General features: G+C 46.3%; 13 protein-coding genes. All 13 read right to left on the minus strand.

Features of this window, described 5'->3' with window-relative positions; all coding sequences use genetic code 11:
* Positions 1-4: 4 nt before the first annotated feature.
* The 13 genes from ASL11_RS13710 to ASL11_RS13770 all read right to left on the minus strand — a co-directional run bounded on the left by ASL11_RS13710 (position 5) and on the right by ASL11_RS13770 (position 19,792).
* Entirely contained in the window at positions 5-1,801 is a 1,797-nt protein-coding gene (locus ASL11_RS13710; protein ID WP_157256924.1) for a cache domain-containing sensor histidine kinase, read from the minus strand.
* Positions 1,802-1,884: 83 nt separating this feature from the next.
* Positions 1,885-3,429, minus strand: a complete 1,545-nt coding sequence (locus ASL11_RS13715) for an extracellular solute-binding protein (RefSeq protein WP_056614918.1) — start codon at positions 3,427-3,429, stop codon at positions 1,885-1,887.
* A gap of 41 nt (positions 3,430-3,470) precedes the next feature.
* Entirely contained in the window at positions 3,471-4,349 is an 879-nt protein-coding gene (locus ASL11_RS13720; protein ID WP_056614920.1) for a carbohydrate ABC transporter permease, read from the minus strand.
* A gap of 17 nt (positions 4,350-4,366) precedes the next feature.
* The gene (locus tag ASL11_RS13725; RefSeq protein WP_056614922.1) at positions 4,367-5,335 is read right to left on the minus strand and encodes an ABC transporter permease; all 969 of its coding nucleotides are present in this window, start codon (positions 5,333-5,335) and stop codon (positions 4,367-4,369) included.
* A 193-nt stretch (positions 5,336-5,528) separates the two neighbouring features.
* Positions 5,529-6,218, minus strand: coding sequence for a DUF1961 family protein (locus tag ASL11_RS13730; protein WP_056614925.1), 690 nt, complete (start codon positions 6,216-6,218; stop codon positions 5,529-5,531).
* A 198-nt stretch (positions 6,219-6,416) separates the two neighbouring features.
* The gene (locus ASL11_RS13735) at positions 6,417-9,278 is read right to left on the minus strand and encodes an Ig-like domain-containing protein (RefSeq protein WP_056614926.1); all 2,862 of its coding nucleotides are present in this window, start codon (positions 9,276-9,278) and stop codon (positions 6,417-6,419) included.
* A 114-nt stretch (positions 9,279-9,392) separates the two neighbouring features.
* On the minus strand, positions 9,393-12,305 hold the full coding sequence (locus tag ASL11_RS13740) for an Ig-like domain-containing protein (RefSeq protein WP_162261635.1): 2,913 nt from the start codon (positions 12,303-12,305) through the stop codon (positions 9,393-9,395).
* Between the two features lie 94 nt (positions 12,306-12,399).
* Positions 12,400-13,509, minus strand: a complete 1,110-nt coding sequence (locus ASL11_RS13745) for a glycoside hydrolase family 172 protein (protein WP_056614931.1) — start codon at positions 13,507-13,509, stop codon at positions 12,400-12,402.
* 194 nt (positions 13,510-13,703) lie between these two features.
* A complete protein-coding gene (locus tag ASL11_RS13750; RefSeq protein WP_056614933.1) occupies positions 13,704-14,864 on the minus strand; it encodes a DUF2264 domain-containing protein in 1,161 nt (386 codons plus the stop codon).
* Positions 14,857-15,978, minus strand: coding sequence for a glycoside hydrolase family 88 protein (locus tag ASL11_RS13755; RefSeq protein WP_056614935.1), 1,122 nt, complete (start codon positions 15,976-15,978; stop codon positions 14,857-14,859). The genes ASL11_RS13750 and ASL11_RS13755 overlap by 8 nt, the downstream gene beginning before the upstream one ends.
* A gap of 505 nt (positions 15,979-16,483) precedes the next feature.
* Positions 16,484-17,266, minus strand: a complete 783-nt coding sequence (locus ASL11_RS13760; protein ID WP_056617007.1) for an SDR family NAD(P)-dependent oxidoreductase — start codon at positions 17,264-17,266, stop codon at positions 16,484-16,486.
* A 154-nt stretch (positions 17,267-17,420) separates the two neighbouring features.
* Positions 17,421-18,506, minus strand: a complete 1,086-nt coding sequence (locus tag ASL11_RS13765) for a Gfo/Idh/MocA family protein (protein ID WP_056614937.1) — start codon at positions 18,504-18,506, stop codon at positions 17,421-17,423.
* Positions 18,507-19,126: 620 nt separating this feature from the next.
* Positions 19,127-19,792 carry a hypothetical protein gene (locus ASL11_RS13770; protein ID WP_056614939.1) on the minus strand — a complete coding sequence of 222 codons (666 nt, stop codon included), beginning with the start codon at positions 19,790-19,792 and terminating at the stop codon, positions 19,127-19,129.
* Positions 19,793-19,804 lie beyond the last annotated feature (12 nt).

A 19,804-nucleotide genomic window follows, 5' to 3' on the forward strand; every position in this document is an offset into this window, starting at 1 on the left:
TCGGCTATCGCTCCTTTTGGCTGTTCAATCTATAGGGAATTCTTACGGTGACCTTAACGCCTCCAAGACGGCTTCCTTTACTAATTTCGACACCTACACCATTCATCTGGTAAAAGGCTTGCAAACGGAAATGAACGTTTAAGAGACCGACATTCGTGAGCGAGGCGTATTCTTCTTGCGATGGCGTCACCTGTAGCAGTCGAGTCCGGAAAGCTTCCAGCCGCTCCTCGTCGTAGTTTTTTCCATTATCTTCAAAAATGATCGAGACGAAGTCACCGTCCCGCTGCGCAGATACCTCCAAACATGTCAGCTCACCTGTGGTTTCAATGCCGTGCTTTATGGCATTTTCCGCAATAGGCTGTAGAATGACTTTTAAACAAAGCACCTCACGGCAGTCCTCCGGTATGTGAATGTGGTAGCTGACTTCCTCTCCAAATCGGATACGGCTTATATTCATATAGTGATTGACATGAGCAATCTCATCCTCCAACTTCACAAGCATATCCTGGTAGTTGGATGTGTATCTAAGCATGCGCGATAACGAAATGGAGGTCTTCTCGATGTCAGTATGTCCAGCTAAATGAGCCATGGAATTAATAGATTCTAGTGAATTATATAAAAAATGAGAGCGGATCTGGGACTGCATCGCAGAGAATACGGCTCGTTGCTGCATCAACTGTGTCTCCGTCAACTGTAGGATCGAGTCTTCGAGCTCATTCAACATCCGGTTAAAGGAATGGCTTAAATCCGATACTTCGTCCGAACCTTCAATATGAATGCGATCCCTGAAATTCCCATACTGAGCCCGCTTCATATGGGACCTGAGCTTGGACAAACGACTTGTAATCGAAGTGGCAACCAAAGTGACAAGAATGATCGCAAGAAGGATACCTGTCGATGCGATCCCGATCGTGACATTACGAACCCTATTGATGCTGGACGTGATATCTTGATTGGAAAGAATCGCGACCGTTTTCCAACCGGTGTAAGGGATCGTATCGAATACAATCAGCTGTTGCGTTTCTTTTCGAAGGTACGTACCGCTTTGCGCAGTCAATTGTTCGGTAATATCGGGTTCCAGAACGCTGCCCACTTGCGATTGATTCTGATGAACCAAAATGGTTCCATCTGGTTTGGCAATAAGTCCTATACCTTTATCTCCAAGCTCCATCTGGTTGAGAATGGTTTGCACCGGCTCCAGTGAGATATCCATCTTCAGGAACCCTTTGGCATCAGGCTCGCCAAATTGGCCAGCCATCGACAAGATAAGTACTTGCTCCGGATTACTTTTATAATTCACATATGCGGTACTTTGAACGACACGATGATGAACCTTCTCGAGCCGACCAACTTCACTCAGCCATGGCTCGTTTGCCATCGAATAATCCTTGGATAGCCCCGAAGTGAGCGCGTAATTAAATTCGCCGCCTTTATCCGATAACATAGATATGGACATGATCTCAGGCTGGCGCACAAGAAAAGACCGCAAGTAATTACGCTCCAAAGAATGAAAACCGGAAATGAGCTCGAAGCGATCCATTGGATCAACTTTGAGCCACTCTGTGAACTCATTGCTTGTTCCAAGAACCAGAAGTCCACGCTCATATTCCATGTATTGTCGGTTCAGATTGAGATTGGCTTGACGCAAAATCTGCTCGCTGAAATGAGAAACGTCCTGCCGGATGGTTCGGGACGTATCGTAATAGCTGAAAAACCCGATCATCGACACCATTGACACAATGATAACGATGAGCAGGCTAACCAGCTTCCATTTTAAGGAGGCATGTATTTTTTTCCACACTTCTGCATCTACACCCCCATACAAGTGAAGAACAACCCTCTTCCGGGAAACCCGGTCGAGGGTTGCTTTCCAAACCCAATGACCTATTTTTTCCTATTTTTATTGTACCAGTCTGTACGCTCCTTGACCATCTGATCGCCGCCTTGCTTGCGCCAGGTTTTAACGAACTCGTCAAAGTGTTCAACAGGTGCTTTGCCAAGTACAATTTTGCTGCCTTCTTCAAGGAACATCGTATCAATGTTGTACGTGTTTTTGGCAGCCGGCATGCCTACAGCCTCATTCTTGAACCCTTCTTTATCGCCTACAGCCCATGCAGCCTTCAACTTGGCGAAAGCAGCAGGATTACTTAGTTTGGCTTCCTCTACCGCAGGATTCGTACCATGAATCTTGAAGATCACGTTAAATGCTTTATTTTTCTCCATCTTCGCTGTGTCAACTATGATCTTGCCGTTTTCTTTTTTATAAGAATCTCCTTCTTGCCCCAAATCGGTGAACATCTGGCCATCTTCGCTCATCAGCCAATCAAAATATTTGATAACGGCTTCCGGATTTTTGGTACTCTTCATGATGATGTACGTTTTGGCAACCGGGCTCCAGCGGGTGCCGAGAGGACCATCATAACCTGTACCTCGCGGAGTAGGAATGGCTACGACATTCGGTTTATCGTTCGGAATCGTTTTGTCTAGATCAGCTTGCCATTGCCATGCCAGTTGTTGTGTGTGCGACCACATGCCGACCAACCCGGATTTGATTTTCTGTTCCCAAACCGTCCTGGAATTGGTCAGAAACTCCGAATCCATTACTTTTTCGTCCACCATCGATTTGATAAATCCAAGCGATTGCTTCATATTGGGATGAATATTCTGGATGATCACTTCGTTGTTGTAATAAACTTCCGTGTAGGAGTTATTGACGCCCCACATGCCGAAGATATTGTCACCCCAAGTGAATTTCTCCCGCATGGAGAATGGGATTTCATCCTTCTTGCCGTTTCCGTTCGGGTCTTTATCCCGGAATGCCTTTAGAACAGTCATCAGTTCATCGGAAGTTTTGGGAGCTTGCAGTCCTAGCTTATCCAACCAGTCTTGACGAACGTAAAGCGTTGAATTCGAATTACTGGAAGGCTGCGGAATGGCCAGAATTTTCCCGTTTACAGATACAGCATCCCATGCAGCTTGAGGAATATTCTTTTTCAAATTTGGACCAAATTTATCGATCAGATCGTTCAGTTCGAGAACCTTGCCTGCGGCAATCAGATCAGCTTCAGGGCCTGACCAAGATTGATAGACATCTGGGAAATCACCGGATGCAAATTTCAGCTTAAGCTGGTCTTCATACTGCGAATGGGGTAAGGATACCAAGTCCATGTCCGTGTTCGTTTTCTTCTCCATGTAGACAATGTTGGGATCATTCGCATCCAATGGAGGAAGTGACTGATCGGAAGCAAACATCCGGATTTTAACTGGTGCCGCTGGTACCGCTGGTGTTGCGGTAGCTGCTTGCGTTGCCACTGAAGTTTTGGTTGCTTCAGGCGTGCTGACCGTATTGTCTTCCCCGTTTCCACAGCCTGCAGCTAGTAGCGAGAAAGCGGACAATATAAATGCTGTTTGCTTAAACCCTTTTCTCATATTAACCTTCCTCTCAGATCTTGTTTATGAATCAAAGCGTGTTACTCTTTGATCGAACCGATGAGTGCGCCCTTAATAAAGTGCTTCTGGATGAAAGGGTAAACCAAAAGGATCGGAACTGTCGCGACTAGAATCGTTGCCATCTGCAGACCTTGCGGGGAAAGGACGACGTTGGATTCAACAAGGGAAGCCATTTCCTCGTTCATGTTAAACTGTGCAATCAAATTATAAAGATACAGCTGCAACGGCCTCTGTTTGAAATCATTGATGTACAGCAGAGCGGAAAAGTAATTATTCCAATGACTTACGGCATAAAAGAGAATCAAAGTCACCATGATTGGCGTTGATAAAGGAACTGCAATTCGCCACAAAATGGAGAACTCCTTCATACCATCTACCCGGGCAGCCTCGAACAGTTCCTCTGGCAGCGACCGGAAGAAGGTCAGGCATATAAACATATTGAAGGCCGAAATCGCACCAGGAATGATTAAAGCCCATACTGTGTTCAGCAAGTGAAGATTTTTTACAATTAAGTACGTCGGAATCATTGGCGCTTGGAAGATCATCGTGAAGACAATCAGCAGTAGAATGATATTTTTCCCTTTAAGACCCTGCTTAGCGAGCGGATATGCGGTTACGACTGTCATGAACATGTTGACCGCTGTTCCGACTACGACGATGAATAAGGTGATGCCAAATGATCTCCAAAACACTTTATTTTCCATCACTACCTGATAATTCGTAACATTTAAACCTTTAGGCCAAAAAGTAACTTCCCCCCGGATCAGCGCCTCCGGCGAACTAAGCGAGCTTGCGATGATATAAAGGAAGGGCAGCATAACAGCAGCGCACGCAATTAGCAGTACGATGTAGTTAAACGCATCGAAGACTTTTTCTCCGAATGTGAGACGATAGCGCATTGCTTGTTCCCCCTCTCTTAGAATAGACGCTCGCCAGTCGTACTGCGGCTGATCCGGTTAGCAACAATTAATAGTCCGAACCCGACAATCGACTTAAACAATCCAATCGCCGTAGTCATGCTGTATTCACCTTTGAGAATGCCTTCCCGATATGCGTACGTATCGATAATGTCCCCAACCTCATACGTAATTGGACTCAGGAAGACATAGATTTGCTCGACGCCCAGATCGAGGGTATGCCCGATTTTCAATAGCAGAAGCAGCATGATCGCTGGCATCATACCGGGAAGCGTTACATGCAAGAGCTGCCTCCAGCGACTTGCTCCATCGATTCGAGCAGCTTCGTACAACGAAGGATTGATTCCCGCAATTGCCGCTAAGAAAACAATTGCGCTCCAACCCGCTTCCTTCCACATTCCGGAGCTGACGACAATCGTACGAAACCAGCTTGGCTCTTGTAGGAAAAAGATCGGCTCGTAACCGAAGGCCTTTACCATATGATTAATAAGTCCGATCTGGGGGGACAACAGCATGTAACCGAAGCCTGCAATGATGATCCACGATAGAAAATGAGGCAGATAAACGATGGTCTGTATGGTCCTGCGCATCGCCATGCTTCTGATCTCATTCAATAGAATGGCAAGTATGATTGGAGCAGGAAAAGCAAAGATCAGTTGATAAAAGCTAATGGCCAACGTGTTCCATAACAACCGTCGGAAGTGTACAAACTCGAAAAACTGCTGAAACCATTTGAAGCCTACCCAATCGCTTTGCAAGAAGCCGCCATACAAGTTGTACTCTTGAAACGCTATAATGCTTCCTAATAAAGGAACATACTTGAATATTAAAAAGTATAAAATACCTGGTGCCAACATCGCATAAAACGGCCAAAAACGCCTCATATAGCGAAATGTTGGGATTCCGGCAAGTCGCGTGTGCTTATTCTGAAGCGCCGCATCCTTCGCACTTGTCGGTGCATTACTCATGAAGTTCGCCTCCCTCTTTGCTGAGATGTATCTTGGTCTCTTCTTACTTAAATTGTAAGTGAAGCGTTTACACCAAACAATAAGGGGATCAACCGAAAAGCATAGGAATCGTCTTGGGTTGTCTGGTTGATTAATTCATGAGCCCGTTTTTTCCAGGATTTGTACGAACAGATCGAACGATTATCTATTATTCTTATTCTTTTATTTCGTCTTCATCCAGACGGTACACTTGTAAATTCGCATATTCAGCGATCAAAGGCGCCATCTGACGTAAACCGATCTTGCCGCTGCCCAGAACGTGACCATATTCTGTGCCATCGTCCTCCCACTCCAATACAGGCAGTTCGTTTATTGCAAAACGGACCTTCGCCCCCTGCTTCCGAAGCATCATATGATAGGGCGATATACAATCCTCCACATTTGGAATCGGATCCGCACCTTGAGCTACTAAATGAAAACCATAGCTTTTGCGCAAATTGCATGTATGAAATCCTCTTTCATCTGGGTACCGACGCCGGAAATAAGAAATATGCAACGCGTTGATGTCTCCGTGCGTGTAATGTGCATATTGTCCAGACCGTTCGTTCAAATTGGTGGCGAACAAATCTTCCCCGTACTTTCCGGCTGCAGCAAAAAACATCATACTCAGACCAGGCTCCTTAACTGGCCAAAAATCCCACTCCACCTGAATGTCTCCAGGAAATTCTTCAGGACACCAGAACACATAATTGGCCATTTGTTCCAAGCTTTCGTCGAGCGCGTTTTCCATCCGCAGTCTGCCGTTAGGAAATGTGATTTTAGCCATGCCTTCCAACTTGAAGTCCTGAATATCCTCAATCGATGCCAGCTTATTTTCGTAGATTAGCGTCCGCTTTTCTGACATTGTCTCTATTCCCCCTACCTGACTTTTTCTTTCTAAAATTTAGAAGTTCCTTTATCTCTATTCTATCGCTAGCGCCTGCACCCAACAAGGAGGAGATCTTCCGAAATGCATAGGGTTAACAGGCTTCTCACACAAATTAAGCCGTCCTGCTTACGCAGAACGGCTTGAGTATACATAGGGATAAACTATCCCGATTCACTATGGCAGAAGACCCGTTCCCTGATAAGGCGATGTCGCATCCAGCCTGAAATCCTCCTTCATTGGTGTCAGAAGACTCCATGTGGCTGGATTTGTAGCAGGATTCTTGCCCGTGTGGGTCCCTGCTTCCACATTTTTGTACAGATTACCTGTTGGGAAATCATACACATAATCTCCGTAATTGAAATAAATCGGGACAGCGTATAAATCCGAATAGTCATCCCATCTTTCAACTAGGCTCCAATCAAAGGTAGAAGAGAAGGGCGCAACATCCTTGAATTTAATCGGAGCTAAACTTGCATTAGTCGTATTACCCGTTGCGGTAATATTGCCTAATGTCCCGTTGTTTCCAGCTATGCTGTCAATGAAAACTTGCCCGCCATCTCGTGTATTGTTCGTGAAGACCATCGGATTGTGCGTATTGTCCGAAACATAGAACATTTTGTTCGAATTCACATGTCCACCAGGAATTTCATCATAGTGGAAATTGATTTGCCGAATCACATTATTTTCAAACCTGAATTTCGATGCATAATTGGAAGGCGTATCATGGATATAGGCAAATATATCCCTACTATGGGAGAAGTAATTGTCATGCATCACAACTTCATCTGTAGGATCTGGTGTCTCTCCTGGAGCTGCAGAAAATCTTAATGTAAATAAGGAGCTGGCGGTGCCAATAAATACGTTATTATAGATCTCAGCACTGCCGGTTCTTTGACCATACTGGAAGGTACCGTCCTGCCATTGCTGGAATGGATCTTTCCAATCAAGAGCGTTCATGACGACAACGTTATTATAAACCTTGACGCCATCTCCCATATTGGTCAATTGTATACCTTCCGTACCGGATCTTAAGACCCGATTATTAAAGATTTCCAGATTGGTGAAGATATGCTGTTTGCTGATATCACTGCTGGTATTACCAATGTACATCCCTTCCGATTCCGAATCGTGGATGTACATATCATGGATTTTTACGCCATCCATGGTCGCCGTCGGAACACCGTCCGTTTTAATCAATAGACCAGCGAATCCGGCATGTGCAACCTCTATATGCGCAAGCTCGAAGTTTGTGGCGTTCTTGCTTACACTGATGCCATTGGAATCGTTGCGGCCCACTTCAATTCCATATTTGCCTGCGGAAGTCAAGTAATTTCCATTCTGATGCCCTTGGAAATTGACATGACCTGTTTTAAGCACACTGTCATATTTGCCTGTTAGAATCCAATGTTTACCGCCTTCGATGGACAACGTATACGAATAGGTGCCGCTGACTTTTACCTGACCGCCATAGTTTGTAATAATCAGCGGATTACTGGCCGTCCTTAGCGGTAGATTCCCAAGTTTAATGTATTGATAATTCCCGGCAGGGATGTAAAGCCGTTCAAGTGTCTGCCAGTTGACATTTGGGAAAGAAGCTTGCAAGTCAATGTAGTAGATGGAAGTAGCCCCTTGAACGGGCAATATCAATTGGCTGTATTGGGAGATGGCCAGATCGAATGTGCCAAATATACCGGATCCATCCTGCGCAGTTGCCTTTACCGTTACGTTCCCATCCGATTCCGCTGTCAGCAGGCCGCTTGAAGTAATCGTAGCGCTTCCGGTTCCGTTCACAACCGACCAAGTGACGTTGGCATTCGTTGCATCGAAAGGCTGCACAACAGCCGACATCTGCAGTGTACTACCCGTTAATAGGCTGGTGGCTCCTCCCGCTCCTGTTACGGTTATTCCACTTACAGCACGATAGGGTGAGTCTTGAATCCCGTTGCCATTCTCGTCAATCCATCCAACGAACGCGTATTCACTGGCCCTATTCGTCATCGAAAGAGGACTGCGTGCTAACAAATACCTGGCCTTCGGCACCACAGGGTTGCTGGTGACATCTTTGTCCTTCACCCATGCTGTCGTTGCTCCGGTTGACAGATTTTGCGCACTGTTGAAGTTGATTCGCGTTTCCGTGAAACCGCTGTCATTCACCGTGTCAATGTCATCATCCCACCAAAGTGACGCATAGGGTGTCTGGTTTCCTGAACTAGAGGCTCTGTATTTGGTCCATGTTGACGTTAATCTCACCTTGCTCCAATCCGCTCCAAAGTCCATATAGCCCACCCTGTCGGCATAGGCTGGCGCATCATCCGCTGTTGTGCCTCCCGTCGGTTGACCCGTTAGAGAATCGAGACTTGGCTGACCATCAAAAGCGTTATCTAGAGGGTAAAACTGGCTTCCACTCGCCTGTCCCGCCACAGTAGGTGTAATGATTTTATAGGACTCCTCAACGAGATATCCCACCATTGCATATTCGCTCGCTCGGTTTGTCATGTTGATTGGAGAGCGAAGCATCAAATACCGTCCCGATGGCGAAACCGGGCTGAGACTTACGTCATTGTCCTGTATCCAAGGTGTTGTAGTGCCTGTGTTGGGGAGATCCTGTACACTGTTGAAGTTAAGATGAGTTTCCGTTAATCCACTGTCATTGGTCATGTCGATATCGTTGTCCCACCATACTTCAGTATAGGGGGTCATATCACCGACACTTGATGTCCTATACTTCGTCCAGGTAGATGTGATTCGTATATTTGCCCAATTCGTGCCGAGATCCACATATCCGACCCGGCTCGTGGAATAGGCTGGCGCATTGTTCGGTCCTGCACCACCGACTGGCACTCCGGTAACATCGAGCGCAGCATCCGTACTGTCAAAAGCATTCTCTAACGGAAAGAATGTACTTCCCGTCGCCGCTCCGGCAGCGGAAGGTTGAATCATCTGCAACGCTCCATTTGCCATTACAGTGCTTCCCATGAGCAAAAACGCAAGCAACATCAGGTTGACAATCAACGTACTCGTGAGCAATTTTTTCATCCACTACTTACCTCCTCATAGAAATCTATACATAACCGCAGTAGCGGACTATGTCAAACGATTCGAGTCTGGTTTTCATGCAGGTGATGAGTGAAGACGAATATACGTGACAGTTCAGTTACCTATCGTATTTTGAAGAAACGCCAAGTCCGCGAGAATGACGTCTGCGAACGCTGCATTAATATGTTTGCCTTTTTGCGAGCTTACTGCATTAGTCATGGATTGGATGCTGTTTTCGAATTTCTTGGCATTGCCTTGATCTCGCTGAATATTTTTCACGTGAGACATCAAGCTATTGCGGATACCGTTATTGCTAATCCATTCGTTAGTACTTCCGTATTCCACCAATTCCTCCAAATGATCCGCATCCATTCGAATGACAAGTTCTAATTCCACCACGGTTTGGTTACCAGCCCTGTCTAAAGCCGTAACAACGATCGGATACGTTCCGACCCCCAACTCATAAGCGTTTAAAGCGATCGTGCTCCCCACTGGCTCCCCATTGAAAATCACTTTAAGCGAATGTAAGCCGCTTCCTCCGTTATCGTTAGCCGTAATGTCTACAGCAACTGATTCGGTTTGCAAGAACGACAGCTGCTCCGATGATTCGATGACTGGCGGCGTGGAATCAAACGTCTCCGTTCCTCCGTCTAACAGACCTATGCCCTGATACGGAGATGCTGGGTCGAGTCTAAAGTCTTCCTTCATCCGCGTCAAGAGCCTCCAGGTTGAAGGATTCGTCGTAGGATTTTTACCCGTGTGGGTTCCCGGCTCAATGCTTTCGTACAATTCACCGGTTGGGAAATAATAAACATAATCGCCATAATTGAAATAGATCGGCTCTTTATACAAATCCGAGTAATCGTCCCATCTCTCCACCTTACTCCAGTCAAAATCGACAGGGAACGTCACATCTCTGAAAAGAATTGGTTCCGCATCAGCTAACGTGCTGTTGTCTGTTGCCGATATGTTGCTTGTAGTCCCGTTATTTCCTCCAATTGCATCAATGAATACTTGCTCGCCGTCAACGGTATTGTTACGGAAAATCATCGAATTGTGTGTATTGTCTTGAACATAAAGTAATTTGTTCGCATTTACTTGTTCGCCAGGTAACTCATCGTATTGGTAATTGAATTGCTGGACGATATTGTTCTCGAACCGGAATTTCGACGCGTAGTTGGAAGGCGTATTATGAACATAGGCAAGGATATCTCGTCCATAGGAGAAGTAATTGTTGCGGAACACGACTTCATCTGTCGGATCAAGTAGCTCTCCGGGTGCTGCCGATAATCTTAGCGTGAAAAGGTTGCTAGCACCTCCGATAAACACATTGTCAGAGATTTCTGCGCTTCCAATGCGTTGACTATACTGGAAGACCCCGTCCTGCCAGAGCTGGAATGGATCTTTCCAATCCAGAGAGCTCATCACGACTACATTGTTATGAACTTTGATGCCATCCCCCATATTGGATAACTGAATGCCTTCCGTTCCTGACCGCAGGACCCTGTTGTTGTAGATCTCCAGATTGGTAAAAATATGCTGTTTGCTGAGATCGCTGCTGGTATTGCCGATATACATCCCTTCAGACTCCGCATCATGGATGTACATATCATGGATTTTAACACCGTCCATAGTTGCTGTCGGTACACCATCTGTCTTAATTAACAGTCCCGCAAAACCGGCATGAGCAACTTCCATATACGAAAGCTCGAAGTTTGTAGCACCGTTGCCTACACCAATCCCATTGGACGTATTTCGGCCGACCTCTATACCGTATTTGCCAGCGGAATCGGCATAATTGCCGTCCTTATGTCCCTGATAGTGGACATCTCCGGTTTTTAATTCTTCGTTATATTCCCCAGTCAAAATCCAGTTCGCACCGCCTTCGATGGACAAGGTATAGGCGTGTGTACCGCTAACCGCTACTTTACCGCCATAGTTGGTAATAATCAGAGGATTATCGGCGCTACGTTTGGGGAGGTTGCCCAATTTGATATATTGATAGTCCCCCGAGGGAATGTACAAACGCTCAAGTGTTTGCCAATTCACATTTTTGAAAGAGGCTTGCAAGTCCTTGTAATAGATGTTGGTATTTCCTTGATCAGGCAAGATCAACTGGCTGTACTTGGAAATGACAATCTCTTTATTTCCTGTCACGCCTGACCCATCTAGTGCCGTTGCCTTTACCGTCACCGTACCTTCCGAGCCTGCAGTAAGAAGTCCACTCGCATCAATGGTTGCGCTTCCGGTTCCGTTCTGGACGGACCACACATAGGATTTATTGGTTGCGGTAAAAGGCTGTACGACAGCCGACATTTGCAGTACAGTGTTCGTCAACATGCTAGTTGCCCCGCCTGTACCCGAGACGGTAATTCCGGATACAGCGCGGAACGGCGCCTCCTGAACTCCGTTGCCGTTGGCATCGATCCAACCAATCATTGCGTATTCACTGGCTCTATTGGTCATCGTCGCAGGTCCACGGAGCAGCAAATATCTAGCCTTTGGCGAAACAGGGTTATCGCTGACATCACTGTCCATGAACCATGGTGTCGTGGACCCCGTTGAAAGACCTTTTGCGCTATTGAAGTTGAGGCGACTTTCCGTGTAAACGCTGTCAATTACCGTGTTAATATCATTATCCCACCAGAGTTCCGCATAGGGGGACTGATCGCCCGAACTGGACGCTCTGTATTTGGTCCATGTCGACGTGATCCTAACCTTGCTCCAATCTGCTCCGAAGTCCAAGTAACCAACTCTGCCTCCGTTATAAGCGGGGGCGTCCGCAGTTCCTACGCCCCCAATAGGAACGCCGGAATTCTCATCTAGATCCGGTTGACCGTCAAAGGCTCTATCCAGCGGGAAAAATTGACTTCCTGCAGCTGCACCTGCCGAGACCGGCCGAATAATTTGCAGTCCTTCTGTCCCCGCAAAGCTTTGTAGCGGTTCGCTTTCCATAGCTTGGATACCTGTAGGTACCATCCATAAGCTCAACATCATGCACATCCATATACTGCTAAGTCTCCTCATACTTACCTCCTTATCGTGATACAAGTTATACATAACCGCGTTAGCGTGTCATGCCATACAGAACAGGGAGATTACTAATACGAGTGGGGATAACTCATTCCAGCTCATTCCCCCAAAGCTTGCCAGAACCTTTGGACTTTCTCCAGGCATCGCGCCAGCGGTGAACGTCGCTCGCCGTGATTACTGGCATATTTTGACGCAATGATCTTTGCGGAATCGCTGGAAAAGCTTTATGCGGCTCACTTTGGTACCAATAGGCAACACTGGCGATGTCTAATGTCAGCACGTTAGCATGCCCATGCTCAATACTGGAGCGGAGTGACTTGCGGAAGTGAATGGAATCCTCTAACAAAAAACGGTAACAATGCGTACGCCCCATAAAGCCTAGCTTATCCGGTATTCGGGCGTATCCGAAGTAAGGATGGGCATACAACTCGTTCGGGCACCAAGAGGAATTGAAGAAATCCTCCGTGCCTGTGCCATGCAGTGATCCCGGCCATGGTTCACCATCTACCATAAACATGTCGTCGCCTTCTCCATACCACATCGGTCCTGGACTATCGACATAGTAATTAACGCCGACAAAATGCCCACGTCCCTCAATTTCTGCAAACAAATAATTGCCTTCATCCGTTTGATTTTTCGGTGGTTCACCCATAAGTCCCCACTCGTTCTCTTGCTCACATGACGGTTCGGTTATTTCCCGGTTCCACCATGCGTGAAACCGTCCTGCATCGTCCGGTATAGAAGCATGCTCCTCATAATCAATGTAATAATAAAAAGAGGGGACCTCGGACTCCGAGTCGTTCTCGAGTGTGATTTTCGCACCATCGGAGAACGGCATCGGGAAGTAACAATTCAGTCCTCTTCCTCCTGCTGGAGCCGCAGCCATCGGAAGGGAGGCAAATAAATAATGCTCGCCCCAGCCCTGTCCGAAGAAATCGCCGATTGGACTTTGTACGCTTGGCTCCGATTCGCCGTCCCAGTACATGCGCAAAATTAGGTTGCGGTTGTACATGGGATCCTTCGCATTGATCGTTATCCAAATATGTTTGATAATCCCCGCATTGTGCATCTCAGCAAGAACTGCTGTCTCTCCAGGCTTAATTTTAATATAATCGTCATTTCCTCCCGATCGGTCGTAGCTCGAAACCCGAAATGTTTTGCAATCCTGAAATCGATACAATCCATCCAATAGGCCCATTAAGATCTCTCCTCGGTTTAGTGGTCGTAGGGAAGTTGACCTTCGCTTCATAATTCTTATTGTATGGTTCGCCTATGCATCAAACAATGAGGCAATCCCCCGATTTGCATAGACATCGAACGGTACTTATTCATTCAATGAGAAAAACACGTACCCATCCCATCGGGACGTGTACGTGCTTTGAAATGTCTAATCTACTCATATAACGCTTTATCTATTGCAACCGTCTGACCCGACCAAACTTGTTGTGAGGTCCACGGTACATCCGCTCCTTGCCAGAACGCATCATTCGCTGCCAAGCCAAGCGGTAGAAAGACCGCAGAGCATAAGTATAAGCTTCCTGTTGAGATATAAGGTTCGCCCAGCTCTGGCTGATGTCCGCAAAGTCCTATTCGCAACCAACCGCCTTCATCGAAGGTGCCTGGTGCTTCAATCAATCTGCGAATGACAGCAGTTAAAGCTCCGCGTACTTGAGCCGGTTGAACGCCAATAGGCAACTCGCGCCGCTGTGAAGTTTGCGCCAACGCTTGGAAGGCTCCAAAGCGATAAGCTAACGAACGACCGATCGCTGGGAATGTACCTTCTGGCGAAATCATGCGCTCCTGAACGGCCGCATAACGCTGCGCGCGCTTCAGGATGTTCTCGCGCATTTTACCCCAATCCGCATACAGCTCATGCACATGCTCAATAATATCCACCATCATCGGCTGAATAACGAAGCTGTTATAGTAATCCGCATGATAATCTACGCCATCCCCATACATGCCGTCGCCTAGATACCATTGCTCATGCTGCTTTAGTGCAAAGTCAACACGCATATGATCCCAGTCCTCGCCCATGACACCTAGCGCGGTTTCCGTCATCGCTGCGAAAAGCAGCCAGTTATTGAAGCCTGGCTTACGAGTCCGCGAGGTTTTCATCGCGGCAGCGAGATTCTTTTGAACGCGAGGATCCAAGCTATGCCATAGGGTATTCGGTGCCCGCAATATGGCATGCGCTAAGAATGCCGTATCTACGATTGGCTGCATTCCGTGAGCAAAGTTCAAGAAATCCGGTGATTCCGGATCCGTTGCCGCATCCATCGCTTCACGTGCTAGCTTACCATACGCCTGACGAAGCTGTTCCTCCTCGGCATCTAACGCTGGTGTCTCTAACCAAGGTGCCATCCCGACGAGCGTACGACCGAACGCTTCGAGATGCGTGAACGCGCGTTGCTCTTCTTTTTTACATTCAACTGGCATTGTGGCTCGAAGTTGTCTACTTGCTAGCGCCCGAAGGACAGGCTCAGCGATGCGAAGCATCGTCTGAACCCAATAAGCGCGATCTGTTGCCACCGCCGATTGTGAATTACTCATACCAATACCCCTTGAATCCTTTTTCTAGACGAAGCAAAGCCTCTAAATAATAGTAGTCTCCCCAAATGACATAATCATCCGGTGCAGCTCCGCCGCGAACACTATAGGAACCGCGCTCAAGGAATCCTTGCGCATCTGGCTTGCCAATCGTAGCGTATGATTTCACTAGTCCAGCCATCGAACGTTGCACGCCATTTTCCAAATACGCACGATCCGGATCATCTGGTGCCAAATGCTCAAGAATCTCTAACGCCCCTGCAGAAGCAATCGCAGAAGCAGAACTATCCCGCTTCGTTTCGGCATTTACTGGTGCATTGAAATCCCAATATACAACGTCATCTTCTGGCAAACGCTCGAAGAAATAACGCGCTAAGCGTTTGGCTGTCTCTAAATAGAGCGGATTTTTCGTATAGTGGTACGAAAGTGCAAACCCGTAGATCCCCCACGCTTGTCCTCTTGTCCATGTCGATCCATCTTGATAACCTTGATGCGTTCCACCGCGCAGCGGCTCTCCTGTTTCTTGATCAAAGTAGAAGGTGTGGTAGGATGAGTCATCACCGCGCACCAAGTAGCGGCGTGATAAATCCGCATGGATGATCGCTACATCTTTATATTTCGTATCTCCGGTTTGTTCATATGCCCAGTAAAGCAACGGCAGGTTTAATAGGCAATCGATAATGATCCGTCCGCCATTATGCGCGTCACCCTCAGGACCCCAAGCTTGAATGTACTGGCCTTTCGGTCTCCAACGCTTCATCAAAACATCTGCAGCTTGCAAGGTAAGTTGCTTCGCATTCTCATCTTTCTCAAGAATCCACTGCGCCTTCGAGGAAAGGGAATATAGGAAGCCAATATCATGATGATCCAAACCAACATGATTCTCAAGTCTTTGTTTAAAGCTCGCTACTGTTTTCTGTGCAGCCTCTTGGAATACTTTGTCACCGCTATACTGGTAGCTCAGCCACAATATCCCTGACCAGAAGCCATCCGTCCAATCGGTATTCGGATTCAAATGATAAATATCGTTCTCACTGACATGAGGGAACTGATCCCCGAAACGCTCAATATTCACTTTCGTCTTCTGCAAAGCATCCTCAATAGCTTGTTTCCACATGATAGAATCACTCCGTATCCCTTGTTATAGGTTGCTCAGTACCTGCTTCAACTTCACGAGCGTGTTAAACGTTTAACACTCATATTTAGATTAAATTGAAACGTTTAACCTGTCAAGTAAAATTAACGGCTTTACGTCCTTTTTGGACATGATCGTTGATCCCAAAACAATACCAATGCATGAAGAGAATCATTGAGCTACTTTATTTTTAAAAATAGGCTTAACCCACTAAAAAAAAATAGAACCAACGTCGATTTTCATACGTAATACTATTCATGCATGACATTCTTTCAGGGTTAGGGAGGTTTCTTGCTTATGACAATGACATTAGCTTTTCACCAAAACACTTCAATTCGGGACGCTATCTCTGAGATCATCTGGTATCTAAGAAAGAAACGTAGAATTTAATCCTAGCACCATGCCCTAAAAAACATAGAAGAAGAACAAAGCCTATGGCTTTCCGTTAACGGAGAGACATAGGCTTTGTTCTATTTGAACTGAACTTCTATAAGGCTGCGCCTTTTCCACCATCAATATTCACAGAGGTCCCCGTTACGTAGGAAGCTGCATCCGATGCTAAAAATGTTATCACATTCGCCGCTTCCTCCGCATTACCAATACGGCCTAATGGTATATCATGCCGCGGGTCACTTGCGAATTCCTCCCAAGTAAGCTCTGGAGCACGCTTTTTCCAAACCTTCTCGATTTGGTCACTTCGGATGGTTCCAATACACACGGTATTGACTCGAATCTGTGCCGATCCCAAATCTTTGCTCATCGCATTCGTTAAAGCCAATCCAGCCGCTCTGCTGACCGAAGTTGGAAGCGATGAGGCAGGAGGCGTCTTAGCCGCGGATGTCGTAATATTCACAATCGATCCACCGCCTGCTTCGCGCATATGTGGAATCGCAAATTGCGAGCAATGAATGGCCCCGAATAATTTCAATTCCAAATCTTGGCGCCATACAGCTGAACCTACTTGTTCAAATGGTGCCGCAGCGGAAGTTCCCGCATTATTCACAAGAATATGTAAACCACCGAAACGTTGAACCGTTTCTTCGATTGCTCTCTGACAATCAGCTTCCGACGTCACATCCGCTTGAATCGTGAGAACCTCACCTTCGGTAAGATTAGCAATGTGGACCGCAGCTTCTTGAAGCTGCTCTACATTACGTGCAAGAATAGCCACCTTCGCCCCTTCGCGGGATAAAGAAATGGCGGTAGCAAGTCCGATCCCTTTACTTCCTCCCGTGATTAAGGCCACCTTATTTTGCAAGCCTAATTGCATATGGTTCGCTTCCTTTCCCTCAATAACAGAATAATAGCAATCTATAGATAAGCATACGCCATCACAGCGCCATTTTTCAAATCTCATCTGAAATAACAGCAAAGAAAAAACCATCAGGACTTATCATCCTCATGGTTTTCCATTATTTTCATTTCTATTGGTTTAAATATACAGCTTTGCCCGTACGAGCCGACTCATAAATGGCTTCAAGAATTTGCGATACTACGAAAGCTTGCTCAGGCGTAACAACCGGATCAATATCTTGATCAATCGCATTGATCCAAGTACGCATTTCTACATCAGCAGCGCTTTCGCTTTTACCATCGTAGAAAGCAACTCCGCCTGCTTTCAAATCAACCTCGGTTGTGTAGAGACGACTGTGCTTCTCACCATTGATGCGAAGGCCGCCTTTCATATCCGCTCCACCTTCTGTACCGCTTAACGAACACTTCGCTTCGTCTACTTCAAGTGTGTTTAACGCCCAGCTGGATTCAAGAATAATGGTTGCACCATTCTCCATTACGATCATCCCGAAAGCGGAATCCTCAACGGTAAACTTACTTGGATCCCACGGCCCCCAAGCGTTAGCCGCGTTTTCTTTATGGGACAATTCATGGTAGGACGTACCTAATACAACCTTCGGCTTATAGTTGTCCATCATCCAAAGAGTAAGATCAAGGGCATGCGTACCGATATCGATTAACGGACCGCCACCTTGCTTCTCTTCATCAAGGAATACACCCCATGTCGGTACAGCACGACGACGAATCGCATGTGCTTTAGCAAAATAAATGTGACCAAGCTCACCATCAGCACATACGTTTTTCAAATGCTGACTATCCGGACGGAAACGGTTGTTATAACCAATGGTCAGCTTTTTGCCAGTACGTTTCGCCGTTTCAACCATGCGTTTCGCATCTTCTGCTGTTTTCGCCATCGGCTTCTCACACATAACATGCTTGCCAGCTTCAAGAGCAGCAATTGAAATTTCCGCATGTGAAATATTCGGTGTTAATACATGCACGATATCAATCGTGGCATCTTGCAATACTTCTCTATAATCTTCGCAAACGAGCGCGCCTTCAATCCCATATTTCGCTGCAGCTGTTGCTGCACTCTCTTGGACGATGTCACAAAATGCGACTAATTCAACATTAGACAGCTTGCTCAAACTAGGCAAATGCTTGCCATTTGCAATTCCACCGCAACCAATAATACCAATACGATACTTACGTGACATGTGAAGACCTCCAGTAGGTTTTTTCCTTGCATACAAATATATGATATCTAGACAACTCTCTTAAATGTAGCACATGAAAACGCTTATTTTTAGTCTAACATTCGGACAAATCTCACTCAGAAATTACGACATGTCATAGGGATACTGGTTGTGGACATCGAATACGGAGATGGATGTGGACATGTGAGGCGGATGCTGGATCTAAGCGCTCCCATCCAGCATCTTTTTACGCCGCACTAAACAAATAAATGGATTTTATGTTGTTAATTTAACTGCTTCTCCCCATCTGGGAGCATTAGATGGATTTCCTACAGTTAATTTCCGCAATAATCCACCAAACGGCGATTCCCCTTGATATTAGCTGTATTTTTTCCATCTATTCGTTAAATCTTAGATAAAACGGCAATATTAACAGTATTTTTTACAGTTATTTGAAAGCTAGCTACTCAAACGAGCACACTATTCCTGCTCCTACTTCACTCAAACCAATTTCTACTCGCAATCAGCTTGTCACACATCATCTCAACTTATTAATTAAGGGTGTAAGCCCCGCTTCCCCGAGACCTCAAACACGACAAATAACCAGAAGGAAATTTCTCCTGGTTATTATTTGGTCTTCCCTAACTACCACCTGCGCGCTTCTGAGCTTCCTCCAAATAACTTCGATATAGCCCCTCATTCGGTTGTTCCTGTGTTAAATTCTCGTAGTAGCGTGCAACTTTTTGGAAATAGTAGCCATGCACATCACTTGTCGGCACAAGCCGGTAGGGATCCCAGCGATACGTTTCTACCTGGTACGCTTGACCTTGCTCCTGTGTCCAAAGGGCAATTTCACAGAGGCCATCTGGACCATTCCGCGTTGGCATATCTTCGATTTCCAGATGTGAATAGGTCGTACCAGGTGGAATTACGCGCTGAAAACCTGTTTGCGTCCATTGAATAATATCCAGTTCTGCTATGGGTTCATCCGCCCGCTCCCAACCAATAAGGACATCCCAGCCTTCTTTGCGTGAAATAGGCGCTGCAGCAAAGTCTTTCACTGCAAGATCTCTTCCAGTTGATGCAGACCCGATCGGAAACCAATTGCCTGAGTACTCTTTCAAGGAGAACAAATATTGATGGTCTAAATATCTATATAGGGCTGTGATTTCTGGAAACCCATCACCATCCACATCGGCGTATAGAATCGCCGCGGGATCTCCCTCCTGCTTCAGCACGACAATCTCGGCCTCCTCAGGTATACAACTGCGGACGACGGAAAGAAAATCAATTGAAGACAAGCTCATGTTATCCCTCTT

This window comes from Paenibacillus sp. Soil750 (assembly GCF_001428045.1).
GTDB lineage: Bacteria > Bacillota > Bacilli > Paenibacillales > NBRC-103111 > Paenibacillus_E > Paenibacillus_E allorhizoplanae.

Coding starts and splice junctions, on each gene's coding strand:
- ASL11_RS13750 (WP_056614933.1), bottom strand. CDS start 14,864: ATGAGTAATTCACAATCGGCGGTGGCAACAGATCGCGCTTATTGGGTT.
- ASL11_RS13735 (WP_056614926.1), bottom strand. CDS start 9,278: ATGAAAAAATTGCTCACGAGTACGTTGATTGTCAACCTGATGTTGCTT.
- ASL11_RS13725 (WP_056614922.1), bottom strand. CDS start 5,335: ATGAGTAATGCACCGACAAGTGCGAAGGATGCGGCGCTTCAGAATAAG.
- ASL11_RS13765 (WP_056614937.1), bottom strand. CDS start 18,506: ATGTCACGTAAGTATCGTATTGGTATTATTGGTTGCGGTGGAATTGCA.
- ASL11_RS13740 (WP_162261635.1), bottom strand. CDS start 12,305: ATGAGGAGACTTAGCAGTATATGGATGTGCATGATGTTGAGCTTATGG.
- ASL11_RS13715 (WP_056614918.1), bottom strand. CDS start 3,429: ATGAGAAAAGGGTTTAAGCAAACAGCATTTATATTGTCCGCTTTCTCG.
- ASL11_RS13755 (WP_056614935.1), bottom strand. CDS start 15,978: ATGTGGAAACAAGCTATTGAGGATGCTTTGCAGAAGACGAAAGTGAAT.
- ASL11_RS13745 (WP_056614931.1), bottom strand. CDS start 13,509: ATGGGCCTATTGGATGGATTGTATCGATTTCAGGATTGCAAAACATTT.
- ASL11_RS13720 (WP_056614920.1), bottom strand. CDS start 4,349: ATGCGCTATCGTCTCACATTCGGAGAAAAAGTCTTCGATGCGTTTAAC.
- ASL11_RS13770 (WP_056614939.1), bottom strand. CDS start 19,792: ATGAGCTTGTCTTCAATTGATTTTCTTTCCGTCGTCCGCAGTTGTATA.
- ASL11_RS13730 (WP_056614925.1), bottom strand. CDS start 6,218: ATGTCAGAAAAGCGGACGCTAATCTACGAAAATAAGCTGGCATCGATT.
- ASL11_RS13760 (WP_056617007.1), bottom strand. CDS start 17,266: ATGCAATTAGGCTTGCAAAATAAGGTGGCCTTAATCACGGGAGGAAGT.